We start from the raw sequence: 22,740 nt of genomic DNA, 5'->3' as shown, positions 1-22,740 counted from the left end.
GTGTGACTGCCAATCCGGTTGCGAGTATTCCCGGCGATGACGACGCGCAGTTGCTGCGCCGCTATCGCCAGGGCGATGGCGAGGCTTTCGCGCAGCTGTATCAGCGCCATCGCCTCGGCCTGTTCCGTTTTCTCTGTGGCCTGTGTGGCGACCCGGTGCTGGCCGAAGAGGTGTTCCAGGAAACCTGGCTGAGCCTGATCCGTAGCGAGTCGCTGCAACGCGAGGCGGTGCTGTTCAAGACCTGGCTGTACCAGATTGCGCGTAACCGGCTGATCGACCATTGGCGCAAGCACGGCAAGCAGCAGGGCTTGCAGGACGAGTACGATGCGCAGCTGCACGACCAGCCCAGCAGCGAGGCAGGCCCCGAGCAACAGCTCAACCTGAGCCGCGACCGCCAGCGTTTGCAGGCGGCACTGGACGACTTGCCCGCCGAACAGCGCGAAGTGTTCCTGCTGCGCGCCCATGGCGATCTGGAGCTGCACGAGATCGCCGAGTTGACCCATACCCCGGCGGAAACGGTGAAGAGCCGCCTGCGCTATGCGTTGCAGAAGTTACGTCGGCTGCTGGCTGATCCCGCCGCCGAAGAGGTGTCCGCATGAAAGACCCACACGCCACGCCCTCGACCGCCGAGCAGCAACTGCTCCAGCATTACCGTGCGCACCATCACGACGAGCCTTCAGCGGCGCTGGATGCGCGTATTCTGGCCGCTGCCGCCGCACAGGTGGCCACGCCGCCAGCAAGCGCCCTGGCCCGCCTGCACGCCTGGCTATTCGGCGCTGCGCCGCGCATGCGCTGGTCGGTGGCGCTGGGCAGCGTCGCGCTGCTGGGCCTGGGGCTGGGCTTGAGCCTGAATACTCTGGAGCAGGCGCCGCCTGCCTACGACCACCCACTGCCCGCTGCACCGGCCATCCAGCGCTATGCCGCACCGGCGCCAGCAGCCCCCGCGCCGCTGGAACGCAAGGCCTTGGCCGAGTCCGCGGCGGCTCTGGCCGAGTCCGCGGCGGCTCTGGCCGATTCGGTGGCGACAGAGGAGCAGGCGCGCGCGTCCAGCAGTGCACCGCTGGCGCGCAGCAAAGTCACGGCCGCGCCCTGGTTGGACGAGTTACACGAGGTGCTGGCGTTGCGCGCCCGCGGCCAGCAGGCCGAAGCCGATACCTTGCTCGACAGGCTGCGGCAGCGTTATCCGCAGCAGGACATCGATAAACGCTTGCAACAACTGGAGCAGGCCGATAAGTGACAACGGGCTTGTCAGGCGCGTTGCGGCGCGCCAGCATGGCGGCTTCTGCCACACCTGCCCAGACCGATCATGACTGCACTGCGTTACCTAGCCCTGGCCTTGCTCATTCCCTTGTTCAGCGCGTGCGACACCAAGCCGACGCCAGCCAAGGTCGCCCCCGCCGCTACGCCGCCGGCAGCGGTCGAGGAAAAACCGCTTAGCGACAATGTCGAGCCGGCGACTGAGCCGAAGGCCGAGACCGTGCCGGTAAAACCGCATGCCACGCCGACCGTGAAGCATGCCGAACCGACGGCGCCAGCCGTGGTGGCCAAACCGCCTGTCGAACAAGCGAAGACCAAGCTGGATCTGTCGCTGCCGCCTGAGCTGGCCGAGCAGCTGAATGCCGAGGACCACGGCGGCGAAGTGGCGCTGGCGCCGCTGCTGCCGCCGCTGTTCGAGGAGAGGAAACCGGTGGCCAACCCGTTCCAGCTCAGCGGCCGTCTGCTCACCAATGAGGCCGACAAGGACTACTGGGATTCGGTGGAAGGCGCCGAGTTGCAGTTCGAGTTCAAGCGCTGAGATTGCCCCCAGCCGCTCAAAAACGGTATTGCTGCGCGTGAATCGCCGCGAACAGCAGCGTGTCCAGCGGCTGAAACGTATCCGTGCCGGGTAGCCTGACCCAGAGGGGTTCACTGACCACTTGCGGGTTGTAGGCCATCTGCTTGAGGTCACTTTTCTTGTATTTGAAGGTGCCGGTGGTTTCCACCTCGTCGAGCAGGCGGATAAACAGCGGCGCGGCATACACCGGCAGTTCGCTGTCCAGATGCGCCGCCAGCGCTTTGCCATCCAGCCTCTCACCCTCGCGCAAACGCAGTGCGGCCATGCCGCAGCGGCCGTTGGTACCAGGGATTTCCACGCCATACACCACCGCATCCTCGACGCCGGGGACGGCGCCGAGGACGTTTTCCACCTCGGTGGTGGAGACGTTCTCGCCTTTCCAGCGGAAGGTGTCGCCGAGGCGGTCGACGAACTGCGCGTGCTTGCAGCCGATATCGCGCATCAGGTCGCCGCTGTTGAACCAGGCATCACCCTTCTTGAACACGTTGCGCAGGATCGCCGCCTCGCTCTTGGCCGGGTCGGTGTAGCCGTCGAACGGCCATTTGGCGCTGATCTCGCTGATCAGCAAACCCGGCTCGCCCTTGTCGGCCTTCTGCAGAAAGCCCTTGGCAGTGCGGATGGCGCAGTCGTTTTCCAGGTCGTAGCGCACGATGGCGTAGGTGGCGGGGGAGAAGCCCACGGTGTTGTCGAAGTTGAAGACGTTGGTAAAGCCGATATTGCCTTCGCTGGAGGCGTAGAACTCGGTGATCTGCTCAACCCCGAAACGCGCCTTGAACTCGGCCCAGATCGACGGGCGCAGGCCGTTGCCGATCATGCAGCGCAGGCTGTTGTTCTGCTCTGCGGCGCATTCGGGCTGATTGAGCAGGTAGCGGCACAGCTCGCCGATATAGCCGAAGCAGGTGGCCTGATAGCGCTGCACATCCGGCCAGAAGGCACTGGCGGAGAACTTGCGGCGCAGGGCGATGGCCGCGCCGCCAGCGATGGCCGCGCTCCAGCACACGGTCACGGCATTGTTGTGGTAGCAGGGTAGAGTCAGGTAGAGCACGTCCTGAGTGCCCAGGGTCAGGCCGGAATGGCCGAAGCCGCCGTAAGCCTTGATCCACTTGCCGTGGCTCATGATCGAAGCCTTGGGCAGGCCGGTGGTGCCGGAGGTGTAGATTAGGAAGCACGGGTCTTTCAGCTGCACCTTGGCGCTGTCTGGCGGGTTGTCGCAGGCCTGGCTGCGCGCCAGTTGCATCAGATTGGTCCAGCCGTCCGGTGCCTGGCCGGCGTCCTCCAGGCAGTCCTGGTCGGCCACCCAGTAACGCGGTGTCTGTGGGTTATCGAGCTGTTCGGCGACTTCAGTGAAGGCCGTCAGCAATTCCTCGCCGATCAGCATAAAACCCGGCTTGACCAGATTCAGGCTGTGCGCCAGCACCTTGCCGCGCTGAGTGGTGTTGACCAGCGCACCGACCGCACCGAGCTTGCTTAGTGCGGCTAGGATCGCCAGCAGCTCCAGGCGATTTTCCAGCATCACCGCCACCACGCTGCCATGGCGCACGCCTTCGGCCTTGAACGCCCAGGCCAGGCGATTGGCCCAGGCGTTGAACTGCGCATAACTGAGGCTGCGCGACTCATCCAGCAGCGCCGGGCGTTCAGGGTGCTGTTGCGCGGTGCGCTCCAGCGCCCAGGCCAGCGACAAGTTCTTCTCGCGATTACGGATACCGGCGTAATACAGGCCGCGCAACATGCGTGGCACGCGTGGCAGGTGCTGAGGCAGGCGGGCAAGGAAACGCAGTGGGGAAATCAGGTCGGCTTGGCTCATGGCTCTCGCGCTTAGGGTGGTTATGCGGGGGCGAAGCCCAACTCTAGGTAGGCCTTGAGCGGTCCGCTATGGCCCTGGTGCACATGGCGGCAGGCAGATCGGCAAATGGCTACTGGTGAGCCTGTTTGTGTAGGAGCGGGCCACGCCCGCGAAAGCTCTCCAAGCAAAAGCTTCGCTAGGCGTTCCCCCCGCTCCTACGGGACGTGTATTCCTCACATCCATGTGGGTCACAAGCGGGTGCTTAGAGACGCGGTCGGAGTGGTTTCAATCGACGAAGAGATCCGGGATCAGCGCGCCGCCTTGTGGGTCGAAGCGGTAGTGCTCGAACTCGCTGACACCCTGTTCACGCAGAATTTCCTCGTCGATCAGCAAGCGCCCGGTGATGCTGCGGCCGCTGCTGTTGAGAATGGCGTGGGCGGCGTCGGCCATGATGGCTGGGCTGCGGGCGCGCTTGAAGGCGTCGCGGCTGCCCAGTTCGAACTCGATGGCGGCGGTGGCGATCATGGTTTTCGGCCACAGCGAGTTGACGCTGATGCCGTACTTCTTGAACTCCTCGCTCATGCCCATTGTGAGCATGCTCATGCCGTACTTGGTCACGGTGTAGGGGCCGTGCTGGGCAAACCACTTGCTGTCCATATTCAGCGGTGGCGAGAGGTTGAGGATATGCCCGCCCGCGCTCTGTTTACCCGCGGCGGAGCCGCTTTCTTTCAAATACGGCAGGGCGGCCTGGCTGCAGACCATCACCGCGCGGGTGTTGATCTGGAACATCAGGTCGAAGCGCTTGGGTTCGAGTTTTTCTACGCCCACCAGCTTGATTGCGCCGGCGTTGTTGATCAGCGCATCAATGCCGCCGAAGTGTTCGGCCGCCTGGATCATGGCGTTTTTCACCGCGTTCTCGTCACGTACATCGACTTGCAGGGCCAGAGCCTTGCCGCCGACTGCTTCAACTTCGGCGGCCACCGAGTGGATGGTGCCGGGCAGCTTGGCATGGGGCTCGGCGCTTTTCGCTGCGATCACGATATTGGCGCCATCGCGCGCGGCGCGCAGAGCGATTTCGCGGCCGATGCCGCGGCTGGCACCGGTGATAAACAGGGTTTTGCCTTGCAGTGACATATGCGTGCTCCCGAATTGTTATGGTTTTTTGTGGAGTAGTGGGAGGGGCTTTAGCCGCGACAAGCTGCGAATCCGTCGCGGCTAAAGCCCCTCCCACAGTATGTGGCTAAGCCTCTGCGGCTTCGATTTCCACCAATAGCTGGCGGTTTTTCACCTGATCGCCGCGGCTGATGCCAATGCGGCGTACCACACCGTCGATGCTGGCCTTGAGTGGGTGTTCCATCTTCATCGCTTCCAGTACCACCAGCAGTTGGCCCTTGCTGACCTGGCTGCCTTCCTCGACCAGCACCTCGACAATCGCGCCGTCCATCGGTGCCTTGACGCTGCCCGAGCCTGCACTGGCGGCGCTGTTGACCGGCAGGTGGGTGATGTCGGTCAGTTGCAGGTTGCCGTTATGGCCGTATAGCCAGAGGTTGTCGCCGGCCAGGTGGTAGGCCAGGCGCTGGCGAATACCGTCCAACTCCAGGGTGGCCCAGCGACCATCGCTGGCCAGCAGTTTGAGGCTGACTTGCTGCTCGCCAATCGTCGCCAGCAGGCTGGGTTGTGGGCCGTCGCCCAGCACTTCCAGCTCCACGGCAAATGGCTGTTCGCCCTGCTTGAGCAGAAAGCGCCAAGGCGCGCTGCCGGCGTTGCGCCAACCGGCTAGGCCGCCCTGGTGCGCACGGGCATTGGCCGATTGCTGGAACAGCAGGGCTGCTGCTGCGGCCAATTCGCTGGCTTTGGGCGGTTGTGGGCTCAGGCTTGGGTCGCTGGCGAAATGCTCGGCGATAAACGCGGTGGTGGCATTGCCGGCGGCAAACTCTGGGTGGCTGAGCAGGTTGGCGAGAAAGCGCTGGTTGCCGTTGACGCCGAGCAACACGCAATCCTCAACCGCGCGCACCAGCTTGCGCCGCGCTTCCTCGCGGGTCGCGCCATAGGCGATGACCTTGGCCAGCATCGGATCGTAGAACGGCGTGATCGCCTGGCCTTCGACCAGGCCGTGGTCGATGCGAATGCCTTCGCGCAGTGCCGGCTCCCAGCGCAAGGCGGTGCCGGTTTGCGGGAGGAAATTCTGCGTGGCGTCTTCGGCGTACAGGCGTACTTCCATGGCGTGGCCGGTCAGGCGGACCTCATCCTGTTTCAGCGGCAGCGGCTGGCCCTCGGCCACACGGATCTGCCAGGCCACCAGATCCTGGCCGGTGATCAGTTCGGTGACCGGGTGTTCGACCTGCAGGCGGGTGTTCATCTCCAGAAAGAAGAATTCACCGCTCTGATCCAGCAGAAACTCCACGGTGCCGGCACCGACGTAGTTGACCGATGCGGCCGCTTTCACTGCCGCCGTGCCCATGGCCTGGCGCAGCTCGGCCGTCATCACCGGACAGGGCGCTTCCTCGACCACTTTCTGGTGGCGGCGCTGCACCGAGCAGTCGCGCTCGCCGAGGTAGACGATGCTGCCGTGCTGGTCGCCGAACACCTGGATTTCCACATGGCGTGGCTGGATTACTGCGCGTTCGAGAATCAGCTCGCCGGAACCGAAGGCGTTCTGTGCCTCGGAGCGGGCGGTGCGGATTTGCGCCAGCAGCTCACTGGATTCATGTACCAGGCGCATGCCCCGGCCGCCGCCCCCGGCGCTGGCCTTGATCATCAGCGGGTAGCCGATGCGCTGGGCTTCGCGGTTCAGGGTTTCGTCGTCCTGGGCGGCACCTTCATAGCCGGGAATGCACGGCACGCCGGCTTCGAGCATGGCGATTTTCGACAGGCGCTTGCTGCCCATCAAGTGGATGGCTTCCACAGTCGGGCCGATAAACACGATGCCAGCGGCTTCGCAGGCGCGGGCGAAGTCAGCATTTTCCGAGAGGAAACCATAGCCGGGGTGGATCGCATCGGCCCCGGTTTTCTGCGCCGCCTGGATGATGTTGTCGATCAGCAAATACGACTGATTGACCTGGGCCGGGCCGATGCACACCGCTTCATCTGCTTCCTGCACATGGCGTGCGCCGGCGTCGGCCTCCGAGTAGACGGCCACGGTGCGGTAACCGAGGTCCTGGGCGGTGCGCATCACCCGGCAGGCGATTTCCCCGCGGTTGGCGATCAGGATTTTGTTAAAGGCGGGCATCTGTGTGCTCCTGCTGGTCGTAATCGGGGTGTGCGCTTGTAGGGTGGACATGGCGTAGCCTTGTCCACCACTGGCGATCCTGGCGGACAAGCCTTCGGCATGTCCGCCCTACGCTTATTCTGTGGCCCACTTCGGCGTGCGTTTCTGCATAAAGGCCATGGTGCCCTCGACGCCTTCGGCACCGGTTACCGCCGCAGCAAACTGCTCGGCGGCGCGGTCCAGCAGTGGCCCGAGGGTTTCGCTTTCTGCGGCCAACAGCAGGGCCTTGGTCTGGGCGTTGGCCTGGGGCGCGCACTGGCGTACCTGGCTAAGTACCTGGTGCAGACGGACGTTGACTGCTTCGCTATCGGTTTCGCTGAAATGCACCAGGCCCAGGCGTTCGGCCTCGCTGCCATTGAAGCGGGCAGCGGTAAGAGCCAGGCGACGGGTCTGGGTCAGGCCGATGCGCCTTACCACAAATGGTGCAATCTGCGCCGGTAGAATGCCCAAGGTGGTTTCCGGCAGACCGAACTTGGCGTCCTGCTGGCAGATGGCAATATCCGAGACGCAGGCCAGGCCGAAACCGCCGCCGAGCACTGCGCCTTCCAGCACGGCAATCAGCACCTGTGGCGCGTTCTGCGCTTCTTCCAGCAGGCTGCCGAAGGCGCGGTTAAGGCTGCGGTAGGCGTCGCCACCAGCTGCACGCGCGCCAGCCATATCCTTGATATCGCCACCGGCGCAGAAGTGCCCACCGGCACCACGCAGCACAATGGCGCGCACGCTTAGGTCATGGCGCAGGCTTTCCAGCACCGCGCGCAATTCGCTGACCATGGCCAGGCTCATGGCGTTGCGGCTGTCCGGGCGGTTAAGGGTGATATGCAGCACGCCGGCATCGAGGCTTAGCAGCAGGGTTTCGCAGTTCGGTAGGTCAGCCATGGCAGGCTCCTTGATGTATTCGCAAGGGAAGCGCGTAGGGTGGACGTCGCTTTTCACGTCCACCACGAAGGTGGATCGGTACAGCGTGATCCACCCTACGGTTCAGCCCTTCTTTATGGCCTGCCATCCCTGGCGGCCACCCTTCGGGCCGTCGCTACGCGACGTTAAAAATAGCTCCAGGCTATTTTTTCTTGCCAGGCAGAATGCCCATCAGCTTGCAGATAATCCCCAGCATGATTTCGTCGGCACCGCCGCCGATGCTCACCAGGCGCACGTCGCGGTAGGCGCGGGCCACCGGGTTTTCCCACATGTAGCCCATGCCGCCCCAGTACTGCAGGCAGCTGTCGGTGACTTCACGGCCGAGGCGGCCGGCCTTGAGCTTGGCCATCGAGGCCAGGTTGGTTACGTCGCGGCCACGTACGTACTGCTCGGTGGCCTGATAGACCAGGGCGCGCAGGCACTCGACTTCGGTTTGCAGCTCGGCCATGCGGAAGTGGATGACCTGGTTGTCGATCAGCGCATTGCCGAAGGTCTTGCGCTCCTTGCAGTAGTCGATGGTGGCGTTGATGCAGTGCTCCAGGCCCTTGATCATATTGGCCGCGCCGAACAGACGCTCTTCCTGGAACTGCAGCATCTGCATCATAAAACCAGCGCCTTCATGGCCGATGCGGTAGCGCTGCGGCACGCGCACGTTGTCAAAGAACACCTGGGCAGTCTCCGAGCTGCGCATGCCGAGTTTGTCCAGGTGCGGGCTGACCGAAATGCCTGGGGTGTTCATCGGCACCATGATCAGCGACTTGTTGACGTGCGGCTTGTCGTCGCTGGTATTGGCCAGCAGGCAGATAAAGTCAGCGGACGGGGAGTTGGTGATCCACATCTTGCTGCCGTTGATCACATAGTCACTGCCGTCTTTCTTGGCGGTGGTTTTCAGCCCAGCCACATCGGAGCCAGCACCGACTTCGGAGACGCCGATACAGCCGACCATCTCGCCGGCAATCGCTGGTTTGAGGAATTCTTCGCGCAGCTCATCGGAGCCGAAGCGCGCCAGAGCCGGGGTGCACATGTCGGTCTGCACGCCGATGGACATCGGGATGCCGCCGCAGATGATGGTGCCGAACTCTTCAGCCGCGACGATCGAGTAGCTGTAGTCCAGGCCCATGCCGCCGAATTTTTCCGGCTTGGAGATGCCCAGCAGACCGAGGTCGCCGGCTTTCTTGAAGATTTCGTGGATCGGGAAGCGGCCGTCCTTTTCCCACTGCTCGACGTGCGGGTTGATTTCCCGGTCGACAAAGTTACGGACCGTGCGGCGCAGCTCTTCGTGTTCTTGGGTAAAGATCATTTTGTTGTTCTCCTAGCGATCTCAATAAATGGGGTGAGGTAGGGCGGGTGCAACCCGCGTGATAGTTACGCGGGTTGCACCCGCCCTACGGTCAGAGGCGGGCTACGCCGAACGTATTCGATTTAAGGGGGCGTACTTCGGCTTCGGCACAGATATCCAGCAGGTAGCCGAGCAGCTTGCGCGTATCGCGCGGGTCGATCAGGCCGTCGTCCCACAGGCTGGCGGTGCCGTAGAGCGCGGTGGATTGGCTGTCGAGTTTCTGTGCGGTGACGGTTTCCAGCATGTCGAGCATCTTCGGGTCGGCTTCCTTGCCTTCCTTCAGGTGTTTTTCCTCGGTGACGATGCGCAGCACCTTGCCGGCCTGGGCACCGCCCATCACGGCGGTCTTGCTGTTGGGCCAGGCGAAGATAAAGCGCGGGTCGAGGCCGCGGCCGCACATGGCGTAGTTGCCGGCACCGTAGGAGCCACCGACTACTATGGTCAGTTTCGGCACCGTGGCGTTGGCCACCGCCTGGATCATCTTCGAACCGTGCTTGATCACGCCGAGCTGTTCCGATTCGGTGCCGACCATAAAGCCGGTGGTGTTGTGGAAGAACAGAATCGGTGTGTTGCTCTGCTCGCACAGCTGGATAAATTGCGCCGCCTTGGCCGCGCCTTGCGGGGTGATCGGGCCGTTGTTGCCGATAAAGCCGCAGGGCTGGCCTTCGATCTGCAAGTGGCCGCAGACGGTCTGGTTGTCGAACTCGTTCTTGAAATCGAGAAACGCCGAGCCATCAGCGATGCGGGCGATGATTTCGCGCACGTCGTAGGGCTTCTTGGCGTCTGCCGGCACCAGGCCCAGTAATTCGTCTACTGGATATAGCGGCTCGTTGTAGGCCTTGGCTGGTTGCGCTGGCAGTTGGGCATTCCACGGCAACATGGCGAGAATTTCGCGGGCGATACGCACGCCATCGGCGTCGTTTTCCGCCAGGTATTCGGCGGTGCCGGCGACCTGGGCGTGCATCTCGGCACCGCCCAGTTGCTCATCGGTGGCGATCTCGCCGGTGGCGGCTTTCAGCAGCGGCGGGCCAGCGAGGAACATCTTGGCCTTGCCGCGTACCACCACCACGTAATCCGACAGCCCCGGCTGATAGGCCCCGCCAGCGGTGCTGGAACCGTGCACCACAGTGATCTGCGGCAGACCCATGGCGGACATGCGCGCCTGGTTGGCAAAGCCGCGTGCGCCTTCGACAAAGATATCGGCGGCGTAGTTAAGGTTGGCACCGCCGCTTTCGGTCAGCGCCACCACCGGCAGCTTGTTCTCGAAGGCGATCTGCTGCAGGCGCAGGGTCTTCTTCAGGCCGGTGGGGGAGATGGTGCCGCCCTTGATTGCGCTGTTGCTGGCGGTGACCAGGCAGCGCACCCCGGCGATATAGCCGATACCGGAAATAATCCCGCCGCCGGCCTGGGTGCCGTCCTTGTCGTCGTGCAGCTTGTAGCCGGCCAGCGACGACAGTTCGAGAAACGGTGCACCGGGGTCGAGCAGCAGGTTCAGGCGCTCACGCGGTAGCAGCTGGCCGCGCTTTTCAAATTTTGCTTTGGCCTCAGCAGCCTTGTTCAGGCAGTTCTGTTCGATTTCGCGAAAGCTGGCCACGGCTTTGAGCATGGCCTCTCGGTTGTTGGCGAAGTCTTCGCCATGCACGTCGATCTCGGAGTGGATTACCGGCATCGCATCACTCTCCCTGGTCTTTCAGCACATCGGGTAGGTAGGCCCGATGGAAACCGTTGTAAGACTGGCTTTGCCCGGCCTTGGCCTTGAACAGCGGGAAGGCGCGGCTGCCCTGGCTGGCGGCGCCGTCGATGCGCACCGTGTTGCCGCTGATAAAGGCGGCGCCCGGCGAGAGCAGAAAGACGATGGCGGCTGAGACTTCCGATTCTGTGCCGATGCGCTTGAGCGGCACATGCTCGCGCAGGGTCGGGATCACCGCCTTGAACGCGCCTTCGTAGGTGTCCATGCCGCTGGAGGCGACCCAGCCCGGCGCTACGGCATTGACCCGCACCCCGGCGTGGCCCCACTCGACAGCGGCGGTCTTGGTGAAGTTCTCCATACCGGCGCGCGCCGCCCCGGAGTGGCCCATGCCGGGCATGCCGCCCCACATATCGGCGAGCATATTGACGATGCTGCCGCCGGTCTTGCTCATGCTCTGGTTGAACACTTCGCGGGCCACCAGAAAGCCGCCGACCAGGTTGGTGCGCACCACGGTCTCGAAGCCTTTCTGGTTGATCGAAGCGAGCGGCGAGGGGTACTGGCCGCCGGCATTGTTGACCAGGTGGTGGATCGGCCCGCGCTCGCTGACCACTGCCGCGACCATGGCCTTGACCGATTCCTCGTCGCGGATGTCGCAGACTTGGAAGCTGACGCTGCCGCCATCCTCACGGATTTCGCCGGCGGTCTTTTCCAGCTTGTCCGCCTTGCGTCCGACCAGCACCACATGAGCGCCGAGGGCGGCCAGTTCATGGGCGGTGCAACGGCCGATGCCGCTGCCGCCGCCGGTGACCATAATGGTCTGGCCGCTAAACAGGCCGGGTTTAAAGACTGAGTCGTATGCCATTGTTGTTATCGTCCTAGTCGTAGGGTGAACAATCGCGAAGCGTTGTCCACCAGGAACTGGTGGATGGGTGAAGCGTCATCCACCCTACAAAGTTGCCGCCAAGGCCTGCGGCACCGGCACAGGAAATTCCAGTAGCTGTTGAGCGAAGGCCTTGCCCTGCGGGTCGATGCGCAAAGAGGCAACGCCGCCGCCACCGAGGGCGTTCTCCAGCAAGAAATTCAGGCTGTGGCTGCCGGGCAGATACCAGCGGCTGACCTTGCCGGTTTGCGCATCAAGCGCGTGCTGCATCCATTCGGCCACGGCACCCTCACTCAGTGCAGCGGCGATCCAGGCCAAGTACTCGGGCTTTCTGGCCATCACGCCGATATTGCTGTGGTTGCCCTTGTCGCCGGAGCGCGCCACGGCCAGCTTGACCAGCGGCACGCAGGCATCGGCCTGGCCGCTTGGCAGCGGGGCAGCGATATCGGCCGCAATCTGCGCGCTGTCCAGCACCGCGATCTGTGGCAGTGCGACGGACGTGCGCTCACCGTTGAGTTCCACTTCGAGTGCGCAGGCGCTTTTGTCAGCGAGGAAGCTAAATAGGCGGATCACCGGGTAAACGGTGGGGCGGCCGCCGACTATGCCGGTCAGGCCCGGTGCCATGCCGGTGGCGGCCTGGGCGATCTCGCGGGAGAACAGGATCAAGGCTTCTTTCTTGGCATGGCGCACGGCGATCTTGACCACGATTTCGCGGCTATCCGTGCGCTGGCCACGGGGGCCGTAGGTGGCTTCGCTGCCCAGCAGCTCGATGCTGACTTCCTTGTAGGGCCCCCAGCCGCGCTCGGCGAACATTTCCTCGGTTTTGTTGATGATCGCCTGGCTGACGCGTTGGGCTTTCTTCACCGCATCGATGCCAGCCATCAGGCAGCTGGCGGTGCAGCGGAAACCGTCCGGGTGGGTGGCGCTGACCTTGTATTGATCAGTTGGCGGCAGGCCACGTGCGCCTTTCAGCTCAACGCGGTTTTCGCCAACTTGGCTGAGTTGCACCTGGGTGAAATCGCAGAGCACGTCGGGCAGGTAATAGGCCCGTGGATCGCCGATTTCATAGAGCATCTGCTCGCCCACGGTAAAAGGCGTGACCAAGCCGCCGGCACCCTCCGGCTTGGCCACGACAAAACTGCCATCGGCGCTGACTTCCACTACCGGGAAGCCGATATGTTCGTAGTCCGGCACGCTTTGCCAATCGGTGAAGTTGCCGCCGGTGCACTGCGCGCCGCATTCGATGATATGCCCGGCCAATGCGGCCTGGGCGAGCTGGTCGTAGTCGCTCCAGCTCCAGCCGAATTCATGCACCAGCGCGGCGCTGACCACGGCGCTGTCGACCACGCGGCCGGTGATGACGATATCCGCGCCGAGCTTGAGTGCTTCGACTATGCCCGGTGCACCGAGGTAGGCGTTGACCGAGACACAGAAGGGCGGCAACGGCGCGCCGCTGAACATTTCCACGGTGCCGGCCTTGGCCAGCTCACCGAGCTTGGGTTGCAGGTTGTCGCCATGCAGCACGGCGATCTTCAGATTGACCCCGGCCTGCTCGCAGGCGGCGGCTAGGGCGGCGGCGCAGGCAGTGGGATTGACCCCGCCGGCGTTGCTGATTACGCGGATATTCTTCTGAGCGATGTCCTGCAGCAGCGGCGCGAGGGTTTCCACAAAGTCGGTGGCGTAGCCGGCATCCGGCTTCTTCATCCGCGCGCCGGCCATGATCGACATGGTCACTTCGGCCAGGTAGTCGAAGACCAGGTAATCCAGTTCGGTGCCCTGTACCAGCTGGGCGGCGGCAGTGCTGGTATCGCCCCAGAAGGCGGAAGCGCAGCCGATGCGTACGGTTTTAGTCATTGGAATGGTCCGCAACACAGGATTAAGGTGATTTGAAGGCTACCAAGCAAGCGCTTGGTTTAAAAGCCCCGCAGTGAGTCTTTCTAACCTAAAGTGTGGCCAAGCGCTTGCTTGGTTGGCTGGCGCAGCATAAATTTCACCAATAACGACAAGCACTTGCCGAAGGCTTCTGAGAACGCTGGGTAAGTTGCGGCGTTCGATGAATTTCCTGAAATGAACAGGAACATGGGGAGTAACCAGCGTGGACGATCAACAAGCTCAGGCGGTGATGCGCGATCTGGTGGCCAGTGGGCAGATCACCGACCCGGACAGCGCGCGTGGCAAGCTGCTGCAAACCGCCGCCCATCTGTTCCGCAGCAAGGGCTACGAGCGCACCACGGTGCGCGACCTGGCCAGCGCTGTGGGCATTCAGTCCGGCAGCATCTTTCATCACTTCAAGAGCAAGGACGAGATTCTGCGTTCGGTGATGGAGGAGACCATTCGCTACAACACCGCGCTGATGCGCGCCTCGCTGGCCGAGGCCAGCGACCTGCGTGGCCGGGTGCTGGCGCTGATTCGTTGTGAGCTGCAATCGATCATGGGCGGCACCGGCGAGGCCATGGCGGTGCTGGTGTATGAGTGGCGCTCGCTCGCTGAGCCGAGTCAGCACTTTATCCTCGCGTTGCGCGACACCTATGAGCAACTGTGGCTCGACGTGCTGGGCGAAGCCAAGGAAGCAGGGTATTTCAAGGCCGACCCGTTTATCCTCCGGCGTTTCCTGACCGGCGCGTTGAGTTGGACCACCACCTGGTTCCGCCCGGAAGGGCCGATGAGCCTGGATCAGTTGGCTGAAGAGGCGCTGTCGTTGGTGCTCAAGGAAGTTTGAGCAAGATCGGCTAGGCTCAGGTGGCTTTTCGACAGCATTGTCGCGGCAAGGGAATGTCCGCTTGGCACACACAGGGCGCCGTTCGCGGCGAGGTGTTGGTGATGAGGTGCGCCGTTTGCGCGTGGTATTCAGAGGTTTGCTGCTTGCATTGTGTGGGTTGTTCGCTCTGCCGGTTTTTGCCGAGCAGCAGATTCGCGTCGGCGCCTACCATTTCCCGCCTTATGTGATTAAACCGGAGAGCCGCACCCCCAGCGGCCTGTTACCGGAACTGTTGCTGGCGTTGAATCAGCTGCAGAGCGATTACCGCTTCGTGCTGATGCCGACCTCGGTGACGCGACGTTACCGCGACCTGCAGAGCGGGCGTTTCGACCTGATGCTGTTCGAGTCGCCAGAGTGGGGCTGGCAGGACACGCCGCACACTGCGCTGGACCTGCAAATCGAAGATGCCGAGGTGTATGTCGCCCGGGCGCAACCGGGGCGCGATGAAGCGTATTTCGAGCAGCTCAAGGGTAAGCGCCTGGCGCTCTATAGCGGCTATCACTATGGCTTTGCCGACTTCAATGCGAATCAGCAGTTTCTCAGCCAGACCTACGACGCGGTGCTCACCTATTCCCATGACAACAATCTGATCATGTTGCTGCGCGGGCGTGCGGACATCGCAGTGATTACTCGTTCCTACCTACGCATCTACCAGGATCGCCACCCCGACCAGCGTTCGGCACTGCTGGTATCGCAGCGCGTCGATCAGGTGTACCGGCACCACGCCCTGTTTCGGCCGCAGGCGCCGCTGACTGCCGAGCGTTTGGCGACGTTGCTGCTTACGCTGAACAGCCGGGGGCAGCTGGATGATTTGCTGGCGCGTTATCACCTGGCAACTTCAGTACGTTCGCTAAATGACTGAAATCGCTCTATTCGGTCAGGATTTACTGGGGTAGGCTGGCGTCACACGCAAATAGGGATGTTGTGTCGTATGTCGCCGTCTATGCGTAAGGTTGCAGGTGTTTGGGGGTTACTCGCAGGGCTGTTGCTGGCTGGGCCGCTTGCTGCCGAGCAAGTCGTGCATGTTGGCGGTGCGTATTTTCCTCCTTATGTGTTCAAGTCGGATAACGCGCAGGCGCGCGCCTTGCTGCCGCAGTTGGTCGACGCCCTGAATCAGCTGCAACAGGAGTTTCGTTTCGTTGTCCTGCCGACCTCGATCCCACGGCGTTTTCGTGATTTCGAACAAGGGCGGATCGACTTGGCGATTTTCGAAAATCCGGCCTGGGGTTGGCAGTCCATCGCGCACAGTCGGGTCGACATGGGCCTGGAAGATGCGGAAGTGTTTGTCGCCCGAGCCGAGTCGGGGCGCGGCCAAGACTATTTCAAACAGCTGAGCGGCAAGCGCCTGGCCCTCTATCACGGCTATCACTACGGTTTCGCCGATTTCAACGCCGACACGGACTACCTCAACACGCAGTTCAACGCCACCCTGACGCACTCCCACGACAGCAACCTGCTGATGGTGCTGCGGCGGCGAGCGGACATTGCCTTGGTGACCCGTTCCTACATCGCCGATTTTCTCGAGCGCCATCGCCAATATGCCGGACAGTTGCTGATCGCCGAGCAGGTCGATCAGCGTTATCTGCATCACACGCTGGTTCGCCCTGGCGCGCCGATCAGCGCCGCGCAGTTCGCTGCTTTGCTGGAGCAATTGCGCAGTAATGGCAGGCTGTCGAGCATCTTCGCGGGCCGGCAGATCACGGTCAGGCCAAGCGCAGTGGATAGCTCAATAACAACAGATGTAGCAGATTGACCGCGCCGTGCAGGGCGATCGCCAGGCTCAGCCGACCGCTGTAGTGGAAGACCAGCCCGTAACCCAGGCCGGCCATGCCGGCAACCACGGCAAATAAGGGGCTGAAGGGGATATGCACCGCGCCGAACAACAGCGCGCCGATCAAAATCCCCGGCCATACACCGAGCCAGCCGATCAGGCGGGTTTGCAGCAAACCGCGAAACAGCAGCTCTTCGGCCAACACGCTGACGCCGAGATTGACCGCCAGCCACAATGCCAATCCTTCCGGCCATTTTACTTGCCAGCCAACCACACCCAAGGCCAGCGCCAGCAGTGGTATGCCCAGCAGCGTCAGTAGCGCCACGCCCCAGGCGCGCCGAGTGTCTGTGCGGCTCGCGTGCGTTTGCCCGAGCCACCAGGCCAGCAGGGTCAAGCCCAGCAATAACTTGTCCCAGGACAGGCGTAAGGCATAGGGCGGCGCATCGACGCTGAGCAAGCGCGGCGACCACAGCGGCCACGGCCTGAAACCTGGCAGTAGGTGAGCGGCGAGGGCGATGCTGGCGAGCAGGCTCAGGCCCCACCAGGGCGGCGGCGACAAAACCCGCTGGGCAAACAGCAGCAGGGCGATAAACGCCGCGCCGAGCAGCAGGCCCAGTGGTTGGATAAAGCCCAGGGCGAAGCCCATGGCCAGGCCGAAAGCCGGTAACAGCAGTCGCAAATGCAGCGGCATGGCGCCTCCTTGTGCAGGGGCGCAGTGTAGTGGCGCGGCCAGCAGGCGCTCAAGGCACGCTGAAATAGCGTTCGAGCAGGTGCGGATCGTCGAACTGCGCGCGGCCGATAAAGGCCGTGGCATGGCGACCCCACTGGCGCATGGCGCCGGGCGAGACAACGCCGGATGGCCACAGCAGCCAGCGTTCCAGGCGTTCAGTGCCGGGCACCAAACCATCGCTGGCGTACAGGCTGCGCTGGCCCTGCGGGTGTGGCAGTTGACGCAGCTGGTCGAGCGATGTGCGTTGGTAAAGCTGCGCCGGGTAGGCCGAGCGGCGCGCATCGACCCAATCCAGGCGGTGCTCGCCAGCACTCAACCACAGCGTTGGCGCCTGGTCGCCGGTAAATGCCAGGCGCTTGGCCAGGCGGGCTTCTGCCGTCGCCGGTTGGCGAAATTGCAGCGGCGAATCTGCGGGCAGGTAAAAGCTGTGCCAGCAGCCACAGGGGTGGATGCTGTCGTAGAGCAGGGCGTTGCCCTGTGGGTCGAGGGTGACGCGCCAGAGCAGGCCGTCCAGTTCGCCGCCATACAGGTCCAGCGCATGCGGTTTGGGCCGTTGGCTGAACCACAGTTGATAGACCAGCTGCAGGTGCCAGCGACCAGCCAGGAGGCTCCAGCTGGTGTGCTGATAGAGGCGTGGTTGTTGAGGATTGAAGTCGCGTGCGCCGTCGGTGCGAAAATACGGGCTGCCGATGCGATCGCTACGGCTGGCTTGTTCGATCTGCAAGCGTGGCGCGTGGCGTGCGAAAAGGGCGCTCAGCTGATCTGCGTTCGCCTGGGGCAGGCCCAGCGTATCGTTATGCAGCGCGGCAGATGTTGCGTCGGTGGGCGGGCGTAGCGGTCGGTAGCTCAACCAATGTGGGCTGTCCGCGGGCGCGGTGGCCTGGCGTGCGGCCTGCTGCCACGCGGCGATGCCGGTGCGAAAAACCCCATCGAACAGCGGATAGAGGCCGGCGGCGCGGGCCCAGTCGCGGTAATCGTCGGGTACCTGTGCGGCTTCGACTGCCCGGGCGAACGCTTGTGGATCGGCGGCAATGCGCGCGACCTCGGCGCTGCGACAGGCGTTGAGCGCTGTCTGCTGCGTCTCGCTGGCCCAGGCTTGGCGCGAGGCGGCGGGCAGTTGGGCGATTTCAATCTGGTTGGCTTCGGCATCGCGCTCGGCCAGGCGCTCAAGCCAGGCACGGCGTTGCTGGGGGCTTTGCGCGGTGCGGCCCAGTGCGGCGAGCAGCCGGTCGCTGCGCAGGCCGGCAACGTTGGGTAAGCGATGGTATTGCGCGTCCTGTCGGGCCTGGGTGTCGCGTTGCAAGTCGCTGAACAGCGCCGCACAGCCATCGAGTGGCGTGGCGGTAAAGCGCGTGCAGCCCAGTAGCAACAGAACCAGCACGCTAGCGCTGGCGAGAGTCCTTGGCGTCCTGGGCTTCCATCTCGATTTTACGTTCACGGACTTTCTGCAATTGTTCTTCGGTGAGGGGCAGCGGTTTGGCGGTGCGCAGCAGCACCATCAAGCCGCCGACGATAGAGCCGAGGACCAGAACGATCAGTAGCCAGATATACCAGGGCATGCTCGGTTCCTTGAGGGGGTGAACTCCCACCCTATACCGCTTGGGCGTACTTGTCAGTTCGGCAGTTGCGGCACGTCCTGCAAGGTGCTGTCGTCTTTCAGCGCCACGCCAGAGAGTTGCAGGCGCAGCGCTTCACGCGCCAGGTAGGCGAGCTTGTGCGCGGCGAGGGCGTAGGGCAGGCCTTCGGGGCGCACGTTGGAGATGCAGTTGCGCTGGCTGTCCATGGTGCCGGGCTGCGCTTGATAGGTGATGTACAGGCCCAGGCTGTCTGGCGAACTCAGCCCCGGCCGCTCGCCGATCATCACGATCACCAGGCGCGCGCGCAGGGCGGCGGCGATGCCGTCGCCAATCGCCACCCGGCCCTGCTCGGCGAGCACCACCGGGGTGTTGGCCCAGTCGCTGTCGAAGCGTTGGCGAAAGGCTTGCAGCAGTGGCAGGGCGTGGCGCTGCACGGCGCTGGAGGAGAGCCCGTCGGCGATGACGATGGCCAGTTCCGGCGCCGGCAGTTCGTGCCGCAGGCGGGCGTAGCAATCGTTATGCAGGTGGCGGCCATAGTCTGGGCGCAGCAGGTAGGTCTGGCGGTCTTCGGCGTTACTGCGCACTTGCAGGGTGCGAAAACCCTCGGCTTTGAGTTGCTGCTTCAGCTCGGCGAAGTCCAGCGGCCGGTGCACGGCATCGCGAGCCTGGGCGTGGGCCAGGCCGAACTTCAGTACCTCGCGAGTCGGCAGGCTAGAGCCGACGCGACCGAGGGCGATGCGCGCCGAGGTGTGGGCGCGCAGTTCGTCCCAGGGATTGTGCTGGGCCGGCTCTATCTTGGTCTGGGCCAGCTCGGTTTTGGTCTGGGTGGGTTTGTCGTCGCTCATGTTCGCTGCCCTCAGGCCACGCCGCAGACATGCGGCAGTTGTTGCAACAGGTGATGGCCGCGGCCAACCTCGCGCAGCCTGCCGGACGCCTCGGTGATCGCCATGCGCGCCAGCCAGGCGTCGAACTCCGGCGCGCGCTTGAGGCCGAGGACGTTGCGCAGGTATAGGGCATCGTGAAACGAAGTGCTTTGGTAGTTGAGCATGATGTCGTCGGCGCCGGGAATGCCCATGATGAAGTTAATTCCGGCCGCGCCGAGCAGGGTCAGCAGGGTGTCCATGTCGTCCTGGTCGGCTTCGGCATGGTTGGTGTAGCACACGTCGCAGCCCATCGGCAGACCGAGCAGCTTGGCGCAGAAGTGGTCTTCCAGGCCGGCGCGGATGATCTGCTTGCCGTCGTAGAGGTATTCCGGGCCGATAAAGCCGACCACGGTGTTGACCAGCAGCGGTTTGAATTCGCGGGCCACGGCATAGGCGCGGGCCTCGCAGGTCTGCTGGTCGACGCCGTGATGGCCACCGGCGGACAGCGCGCTACCTTGGCCGGTCTCGAAGTACATGCAGTTGTCGCCGACCGTACCGCGCTTGAGAGACAGCGCCGCCTCATGGGCCTCGCGCAGGATACTCAGCGACACGCCGAAGCTGCTGTTGGTCTTCTCGCTGCCGGCGATGGACTGGAACACCAGGTCGATCGGTGCGCCGGCTTCGATGGCCTGGATCTGCGTGGTGACGTGGGTCAGCACGCAGCTCTGCATGGGAATCTCGAAGTGCTGGCGCACCTCGTCCATCATCTGCCACAGGCGCATCAGGGTCGGCAGCGAATCGCTGGCCGGGTTGATGCCCACGGTGGCGTCGCCGGCGCCATACAGCAGGCCGTCGAGCAGGCTGGCGGCGATGCCGCGCACATCGTCGGTCGGGTGGTTGGGTTGCAGGCGCACGGAGAGGTGGCCCGGCAGCCCCAGGGTGTTACGGAAGGCGCTGACCACCCGGCACTTGCGCGCCACCAGGATCAGGTCCTGGTTACGCATCAGTTTGCTTACGGCGGCGGCCATTTCCGGGGTGATGCCCGCGGCAACGGCGGCCAGGGTAGCGCTGTCGCTGCTGTCGAGCAGCAGCCAGTCGCGCAGGTCGCCGACCGTCAGGTGGCTGATCGGGGCAAAGGCCTGCTGGTCGTGGCGGTCGATGATCAGGCGGGTGACTTCATCGCTTTCGTAGGGAATCAGCGCTTCGTCGAGAAAACGTTTGAGTGGCACATCGGCCAAGGCCAGCTTGGCCGCCATGCGCTCTTCGTAGGTGGCGGCGGCCAGGCCGGCGAGGTAATCGCCGGAGCGCGCCGGGCTGGCCTTGGCCAGCAGAGTCTTGAGGTCGGCGAAGCGGTAGAGCAGGGCGCCGACGCGGGTTTGGTAAGGCATGGGGCTGTGCTCCCGATACAGACCGAGGGCGACAACTATGCCAGCCCTCGACCCATTTGACTCAAGCGCCGCTGAGCATGGCGTCCGCCGGCGCGTTGGCGCGCGGGTGGCCGGTGAGGCTGAAGTAGACGAAACCGACCGCCATGAAGCCGAGGAAGATCAAGCCGATCAGGGTGTTGAACCAGGCCATGGCGATCATCGCCGCGGTCAGGCTCATGCCGCCGAGGTTGATCAGGCCGTCGCTGTAGATCGCCGCGATACCCATCAGGCCGACCGTGATACCCCATAGGCGCAGCGTGGGCTTGAGTGGTGTGGTCATAAATCCTTCCCCGCCGTGCTTGATGTGTTCGTCGTTGCTGTGCAGCGCCCATGCCAGAGCGCTGTGGCAGGCCGTAAAGGCGCTCGATCAGAGCGTTTCTGGAACAGTGCTGCTACTAGCGAGGCGGCGGCTGATTCACCCTGGTGCAGGTGTATTGGGTCGCGAATCGTTTCGGCGCACTGGCCTAAACCAAGATGACCAAATGATGACGATCTGCCGCTCGTGAGGCGCAGACGTGAAAAGTGTCACACGATGGCAACTTGGCGCTGGTTGAATGGCGGCTTTCCATCGCCAGGGAGTGCCACCCATGACCACCGCCAGCGCTCTAGCGCGCCTGCTCAAGCCGGTCGCGGGGCTGCCGCCGGCAATCAGCATCGCGGATGTCGCGGATCGCTTGTTGACCCCGGAGCACAAAGCGTTTCTCTCGCTGCCTATCGTCGATGCGGCGGGCCGCCCGCTTGGGCTGGTCAGTCGCACCACCTTGCAGGACATCTTCATGCAGCGTTTCGGCCGCGACCTGCGCGGCCGTCACCCGGTGAGCGAGGTGATGAACCCGGCGCCGCTGACCGTGAGCCTGGACACCAGCCTGGAAGAGGCCGCCAAGCAGATCACCGGACAGCTGCAATACCCGATCACCGAGGACTTCATCCTGGTCGACGGGGAGGGTCTGTACCGCGGCCTGGGCACCGTGCTCGACCTGCTCAAGGCCATGGAGGCGCGCATCGCCCAGCGCAATCAGGTGCTGCGCAAGGCGCTGGTGGACTTGAAGGAGTCGCAGACTCAACTGGTGCAATCGGAGAAGATGGCCTCGCTCGGGCAGATGGTCGCCGGCGTCGCCCATGAACTGAATACCCCGCTGGGCTACGTGAAGAACAACGTGCAACTGCTGCGCGAGCTCAGCGCGCCGCTGTTCGTGTTGGCCGAGGCGCAAGCGGCGTTGGCCGATTGCCTGAGCGACCCGGCCTGCGACGAGGCGCGTCTGGCCCTGGCTCTGGATACGGCCGCCAGCGCCCGCGACAACGCCGCGCCGGAGCTGCTGGTCGAAGACCTCACGCAGCTGTTCAGCGACACCCTGTATGGCCTGGAGCAGATCGGCGAGTTGGTGGTCGGGCTCAAGGATTTCGCCCGTCTGGACCGTGCCATGAGCGAGGAGGTCGATCTCAACGAGTGCGTGCGCAGCGCCCTGGTAATCGCCCGCAACAGCATCAAGGACAAGGCCGAGGCCGTGCTGCAACTCGGCGAGTTGCCGCGTATACCCTGCGCGCCGTCGCAGATCAACCAGGTGCTGCTCAACCTGTTCACCAACGCCGCCCAGGCCATCGATGGCTTCGGCCAGATTGTGGTGAAAACCTGGGCCGATGAGGCGGCGGTGTTCCTCTCCGTGCAGGACAGCGGTCGCGGCATGCCGCCGCCGGTGCTGGCGCGGATATTCGACCCGTTCTTCACCACCAAACCGGTGGGCCAGGGCACTGGGCTGGGCCTGTCAATCAGCTTCAAGATCATCCAGGACCACGGCGGCCTGATTCGCGTCGCCTCCGAACCGGGGCGCGGTACGCGCTTTTTGATCCGCCTACCACGCCCGCAACCCGCGGCGCTGGCCACCGCATTACAACGGAGCGCCTGAG

The 22,740-nt window shown here is 63.7% G+C and carries 21 protein-coding genes and 1 pseudogene; 7 read left to right on the top strand and 15 right to left on the bottom strand.

The features are described from left to right. Positions 1–2 precede the first annotated feature (2 nt). The 3 genes from B3M58_RS10855 to B3M58_RS10845 all read left to right on the top strand — a co-directional run bounded on the left by B3M58_RS10855 (position 3) and on the right by B3M58_RS10845 (position 1,795). Positions 3–599 carry an RNA polymerase sigma factor gene (locus B3M58_RS10855; protein ID WP_296219058.1) on the top strand — a complete coding sequence of 199 codons (597 nt, stop codon included), beginning with the start codon at positions 3–5 and terminating at the stop codon, positions 597–599. Further along, complete coding sequence (locus B3M58_RS10850) at positions 596–1,237, top strand: hypothetical protein (protein ID WP_296219056.1); 642 nt, start codon at positions 596–598, stop codon at positions 1,235–1,237. Before B3M58_RS10855 ends, B3M58_RS10850 begins: the two co-directional genes overlap by 4 nt. 69 nt (positions 1,238–1,306) lie before the next feature. Beyond that, positions 1,307–1,795, top strand: a complete 489-nt coding sequence (locus B3M58_RS10845; RefSeq protein ID WP_296219055.1) for a hypothetical protein — start codon at positions 1,307–1,309, stop codon at positions 1,793–1,795. Between the two features lie 16 nt (positions 1,796–1,811). Here the strand turns inward: B3M58_RS10845 and B3M58_RS10840 are convergent, their stop codons facing one another. The 9 genes from B3M58_RS10840 to B3M58_RS10800 form a co-directional block, all read right to left on the bottom strand. Next, the gene (locus B3M58_RS10840) at positions 1,812–3,638 is read right to left on the bottom strand and encodes a long-chain-acyl-CoA synthetase (protein ID WP_296219053.1); all 1,827 of its coding nucleotides are present in this window, start codon (positions 3,636–3,638) and stop codon (positions 1,812–1,814) included. Positions 3,639–3,902: 264 nt separating this feature from the next. After that, positions 3,903–4,751, bottom strand: a complete 849-nt coding sequence (locus B3M58_RS10835; RefSeq protein WP_296219052.1) for an SDR family oxidoreductase — start codon at positions 4,749–4,751, stop codon at positions 3,903–3,905. Positions 4,752–4,857: 106 nt separating this feature from the next. Then, entirely contained in the window at positions 4,858–6,846 is a 1,989-nt protein-coding gene (locus B3M58_RS10830; RefSeq protein WP_296219050.1) for an acetyl/propionyl/methylcrotonyl-CoA carboxylase subunit alpha, read from the bottom strand. A gap of 114 nt (positions 6,847–6,960) precedes the next feature. After that, entirely contained in the window at positions 6,961–7,761 is an 801-nt protein-coding gene (locus B3M58_RS10825) for an enoyl-CoA hydratase/isomerase family protein (RefSeq protein WP_296219049.1), read from the bottom strand. Positions 7,762–7,942: 181 nt separating this feature from the next. Continuing rightward, a complete protein-coding gene (gene atuD, locus B3M58_RS10820) occupies positions 7,943–9,100 on the bottom strand; it encodes a citronellyl-CoA dehydrogenase (RefSeq protein WP_296219047.1) in 1,158 nt (385 codons plus the stop codon). A 91-nt stretch (positions 9,101–9,191) separates the two neighbouring features. Continuing rightward, positions 9,192–10,808: a geranyl-CoA carboxylase subunit beta gene (gene atuC, locus B3M58_RS10815; RefSeq protein WP_296219045.1), complete on the bottom strand. Its 1,617-nt coding sequence runs from the start codon at positions 10,806–10,808 to the stop codon at positions 9,192–9,194. Positions 10,809–10,812: 4 nt separating this feature from the next. Then, a complete protein-coding gene (locus B3M58_RS10810; protein WP_296219044.1) occupies positions 10,813–11,691 on the bottom strand; it encodes an SDR family oxidoreductase in 879 nt (292 codons plus the stop codon). Positions 11,692–11,775: 84 nt separating this feature from the next. Then, complete coding sequence (locus B3M58_RS10805; RefSeq protein WP_296219043.1) at positions 11,776–13,563, bottom strand: acyclic terpene utilization AtuA family protein; 1,788 nt, start codon at positions 13,561–13,563, stop codon at positions 11,776–11,778. An 83-nt stretch (positions 13,564–13,646) separates the two neighbouring features. Beyond that, positions 13,647–13,790: a hypothetical protein gene (locus tag B3M58_RS10800; RefSeq protein ID WP_296219042.1), complete on the bottom strand. Its 144-nt coding sequence runs from the start codon at positions 13,788–13,790 to the stop codon at positions 13,647–13,649. Between the two features lie 14 nt (positions 13,791–13,804). Here B3M58_RS10800 and B3M58_RS10795 point away from each other — a divergent pair, with 14 nt between their 5' ends. The 3 genes from B3M58_RS10795 (at position 13,805) to B3M58_RS10785 (ending at position 16,220) form a co-directional block, all read left to right on the top strand. Further along, the gene (locus B3M58_RS10795) at positions 13,805–14,428 is read left to right on the top strand and encodes a TetR/AcrR family transcriptional regulator (RefSeq protein WP_296219040.1); all 624 of its coding nucleotides are present in this window, start codon (positions 13,805–13,807) and stop codon (positions 14,426–14,428) included. 106 nt (positions 14,429–14,534) lie between these two features. Beyond that, on the top strand, positions 14,535–15,329 hold the full coding sequence (locus B3M58_RS10790; protein ID WP_296219039.1) for a substrate-binding periplasmic protein: 795 nt from the start codon (positions 14,535–14,537) through the stop codon (positions 15,327–15,329). 81 nt (positions 15,330–15,410) lie between these two features. Further along, positions 15,411–16,220: a substrate-binding periplasmic protein gene (locus B3M58_RS10785; protein WP_296219037.1), complete on the top strand. Its 810-nt coding sequence runs from the start codon at positions 15,411–15,413 to the stop codon at positions 16,218–16,220. On the opposite strand, the gene B3M58_RS10780 is transcribed toward B3M58_RS10785, so the two are convergent. The 6 genes and pseudogenes from B3M58_RS10780 to B3M58_RS10755 all read right to left on the bottom strand — a co-directional run. Next, positions 16,171–16,929, bottom strand: a complete 759-nt coding sequence (locus tag B3M58_RS10780; RefSeq protein WP_296219036.1) for a CPBP family intramembrane glutamic endopeptidase — start codon at positions 16,927–16,929, stop codon at positions 16,171–16,173. The two genes, B3M58_RS10785 and B3M58_RS10780, sit on opposite strands and share 50 nt — an antisense overlap. Positions 16,930–16,978: 49 nt before the next feature. Beyond that, entirely contained in the window at positions 16,979–18,349 is a 1,371-nt protein-coding gene (locus B3M58_RS10775; protein WP_296219034.1) for a hypothetical protein, read from the bottom strand. Between the two features lies 1 nt (position 18,350). Continuing rightward, a complete protein-coding gene (locus B3M58_RS10770; RefSeq protein WP_296219032.1) occupies positions 18,351–18,527 on the bottom strand; it encodes a DUF2897 family protein in 177 nt (58 codons plus the stop codon). A gap of 53 nt (positions 18,528–18,580) precedes the next feature. Then, positions 18,581–19,390, bottom strand: coding sequence for an ethanolamine ammonia-lyase subunit EutC (gene eutC / locus B3M58_RS10765; RefSeq protein WP_296219030.1), 810 nt, complete (start codon positions 19,388–19,390; stop codon positions 18,581–18,583). A gap of 11 nt (positions 19,391–19,401) precedes the next feature. Beyond that, positions 19,402–20,796 carry an ethanolamine ammonia-lyase subunit EutB gene (locus B3M58_RS10760; protein WP_296219029.1) on the bottom strand — a complete coding sequence of 465 codons (1,395 nt, stop codon included), beginning with the start codon at positions 20,794–20,796 and terminating at the stop codon, positions 19,402–19,404. A gap of 61 nt (positions 20,797–20,857) precedes the next feature. Further along, positions 20,858–21,076, bottom strand: a pseudogene (locus tag B3M58_RS10755) (ethanolamine permease); the annotation flags it as partial. A gap of 346 nt (positions 21,077–21,422) precedes the next feature. On the opposite strand from B3M58_RS10755, the gene B3M58_RS10750 reads away from it, so the two are divergent. After that, the gene (locus B3M58_RS10750) at positions 21,423–22,739 is read left to right on the top strand and encodes an ATP-binding protein (protein ID WP_296219028.1); all 1,317 of its coding nucleotides are present in this window, start codon (positions 21,423–21,425) and stop codon (positions 22,737–22,739) included. Position 22,740: the final 1 nt, after the last annotated feature.

This window comes from Pseudomonas sp. UBA2684, assembly GCA_002354655.1.
Classification (GTDB): Bacteria; Pseudomonadota; Gammaproteobacteria; order Pseudomonadales; family Pseudomonadaceae; genus Aquipseudomonas.
Note: the sequence above shows the minus strand (reverse complement) of the source record. Positions and strands in the feature narration are given on the sequence as shown.

Bases quoted from the DNA above. Each gene is read 5' to 3' on its own strand.
- B3M58_RS10850 (WP_296219056.1), top strand. From the start codon at position 596: ATGAAAGACCCACACGCCACGCCCTCGACCGCCGAGCAGCAACTGCTC.
- B3M58_RS10845 (WP_296219055.1), top strand. From the start codon at position 1,307: ATGACTGCACTGCGTTACCTAGCCCTGGCCTTGCTCATTCCCTTGTTC.
- B3M58_RS10840 (WP_296219053.1), bottom strand. From the start codon at position 3,638: ATGAGCCAAGCCGACCTGATTTCCCCACTGCGTTTCCTTGCCCGCCTG.
- B3M58_RS10835 (WP_296219052.1), bottom strand. From the start codon at position 4,751: ATGTCACTGCAAGGCAAAACCCTGTTTATCACCGGTGCCAGCCGCGGC.
- B3M58_RS10830 (WP_296219050.1), bottom strand. From the start codon at position 6,846: ATGCCCGCCTTTAACAAAATCCTGATCGCCAACCGCGGGGAAATCGCC.
- B3M58_RS10825 (WP_296219049.1), bottom strand. From the start codon at position 7,761: ATGGCTGACCTACCGAACTGCGAAACCCTGCTGCTAAGCCTCGATGCC.
- atuD (WP_296219047.1), bottom strand. From the start codon at position 9,100: ATGATCTTTACCCAAGAACACGAAGAGCTGCGCCGCACGGTCCGTAAC.
- atuC (WP_296219045.1), bottom strand. From the start codon at position 10,808: ATGCCGGTAATCCACTCCGAGATCGACGTGCATGGCGAAGACTTCGCC.
- B3M58_RS10810 (WP_296219044.1), bottom strand. From the start codon at position 11,691: ATGGCATACGACTCAGTCTTTAAACCCGGCCTGTTTAGCGGCCAGACC.
- B3M58_RS10805 (WP_296219043.1), bottom strand. From the start codon at position 13,563: ATGACTAAAACCGTACGCATCGGCTGCGCTTCCGCCTTCTGGGGCGAT.
- B3M58_RS10800 (WP_296219042.1), bottom strand. From the start codon at position 13,790: ATGTTCCTGTTCATTTCAGGAAATTCATCGAACGCCGCAACTTACCCA.
- B3M58_RS10785 (WP_296219037.1), top strand. From the start codon at position 15,411: ATGCGTAAGGTTGCAGGTGTTTGGGGGTTACTCGCAGGGCTGTTGCTG.
- B3M58_RS10780 (WP_296219036.1), bottom strand. From the start codon at position 16,929: ATGCCGCTGCATTTGCGACTGCTGTTACCGGCTTTCGGCCTGGCCATG.
- B3M58_RS10770 (WP_296219032.1), bottom strand. From the start codon at position 18,527: ATGCCCTGGTATATCTGGCTACTGATCGTTCTGGTCCTCGGCTCTATC.
- eutC (WP_296219030.1), bottom strand. From the start codon at position 19,390: ATGAGCGACGACAAACCCACCCAGACCAAAACCGAGCTGGCCCAGACC.
- B3M58_RS10760 (WP_296219029.1), bottom strand. From the start codon at position 20,796: ATGCCTTACCAAACCCGCGTCGGCGCCCTGCTCTACCGCTTCGCCGAC.
- B3M58_RS10750 (WP_296219028.1), top strand. From the start codon at position 21,423: ATGACCACCGCCAGCGCTCTAGCGCGCCTGCTCAAGCCGGTCGCGGGG.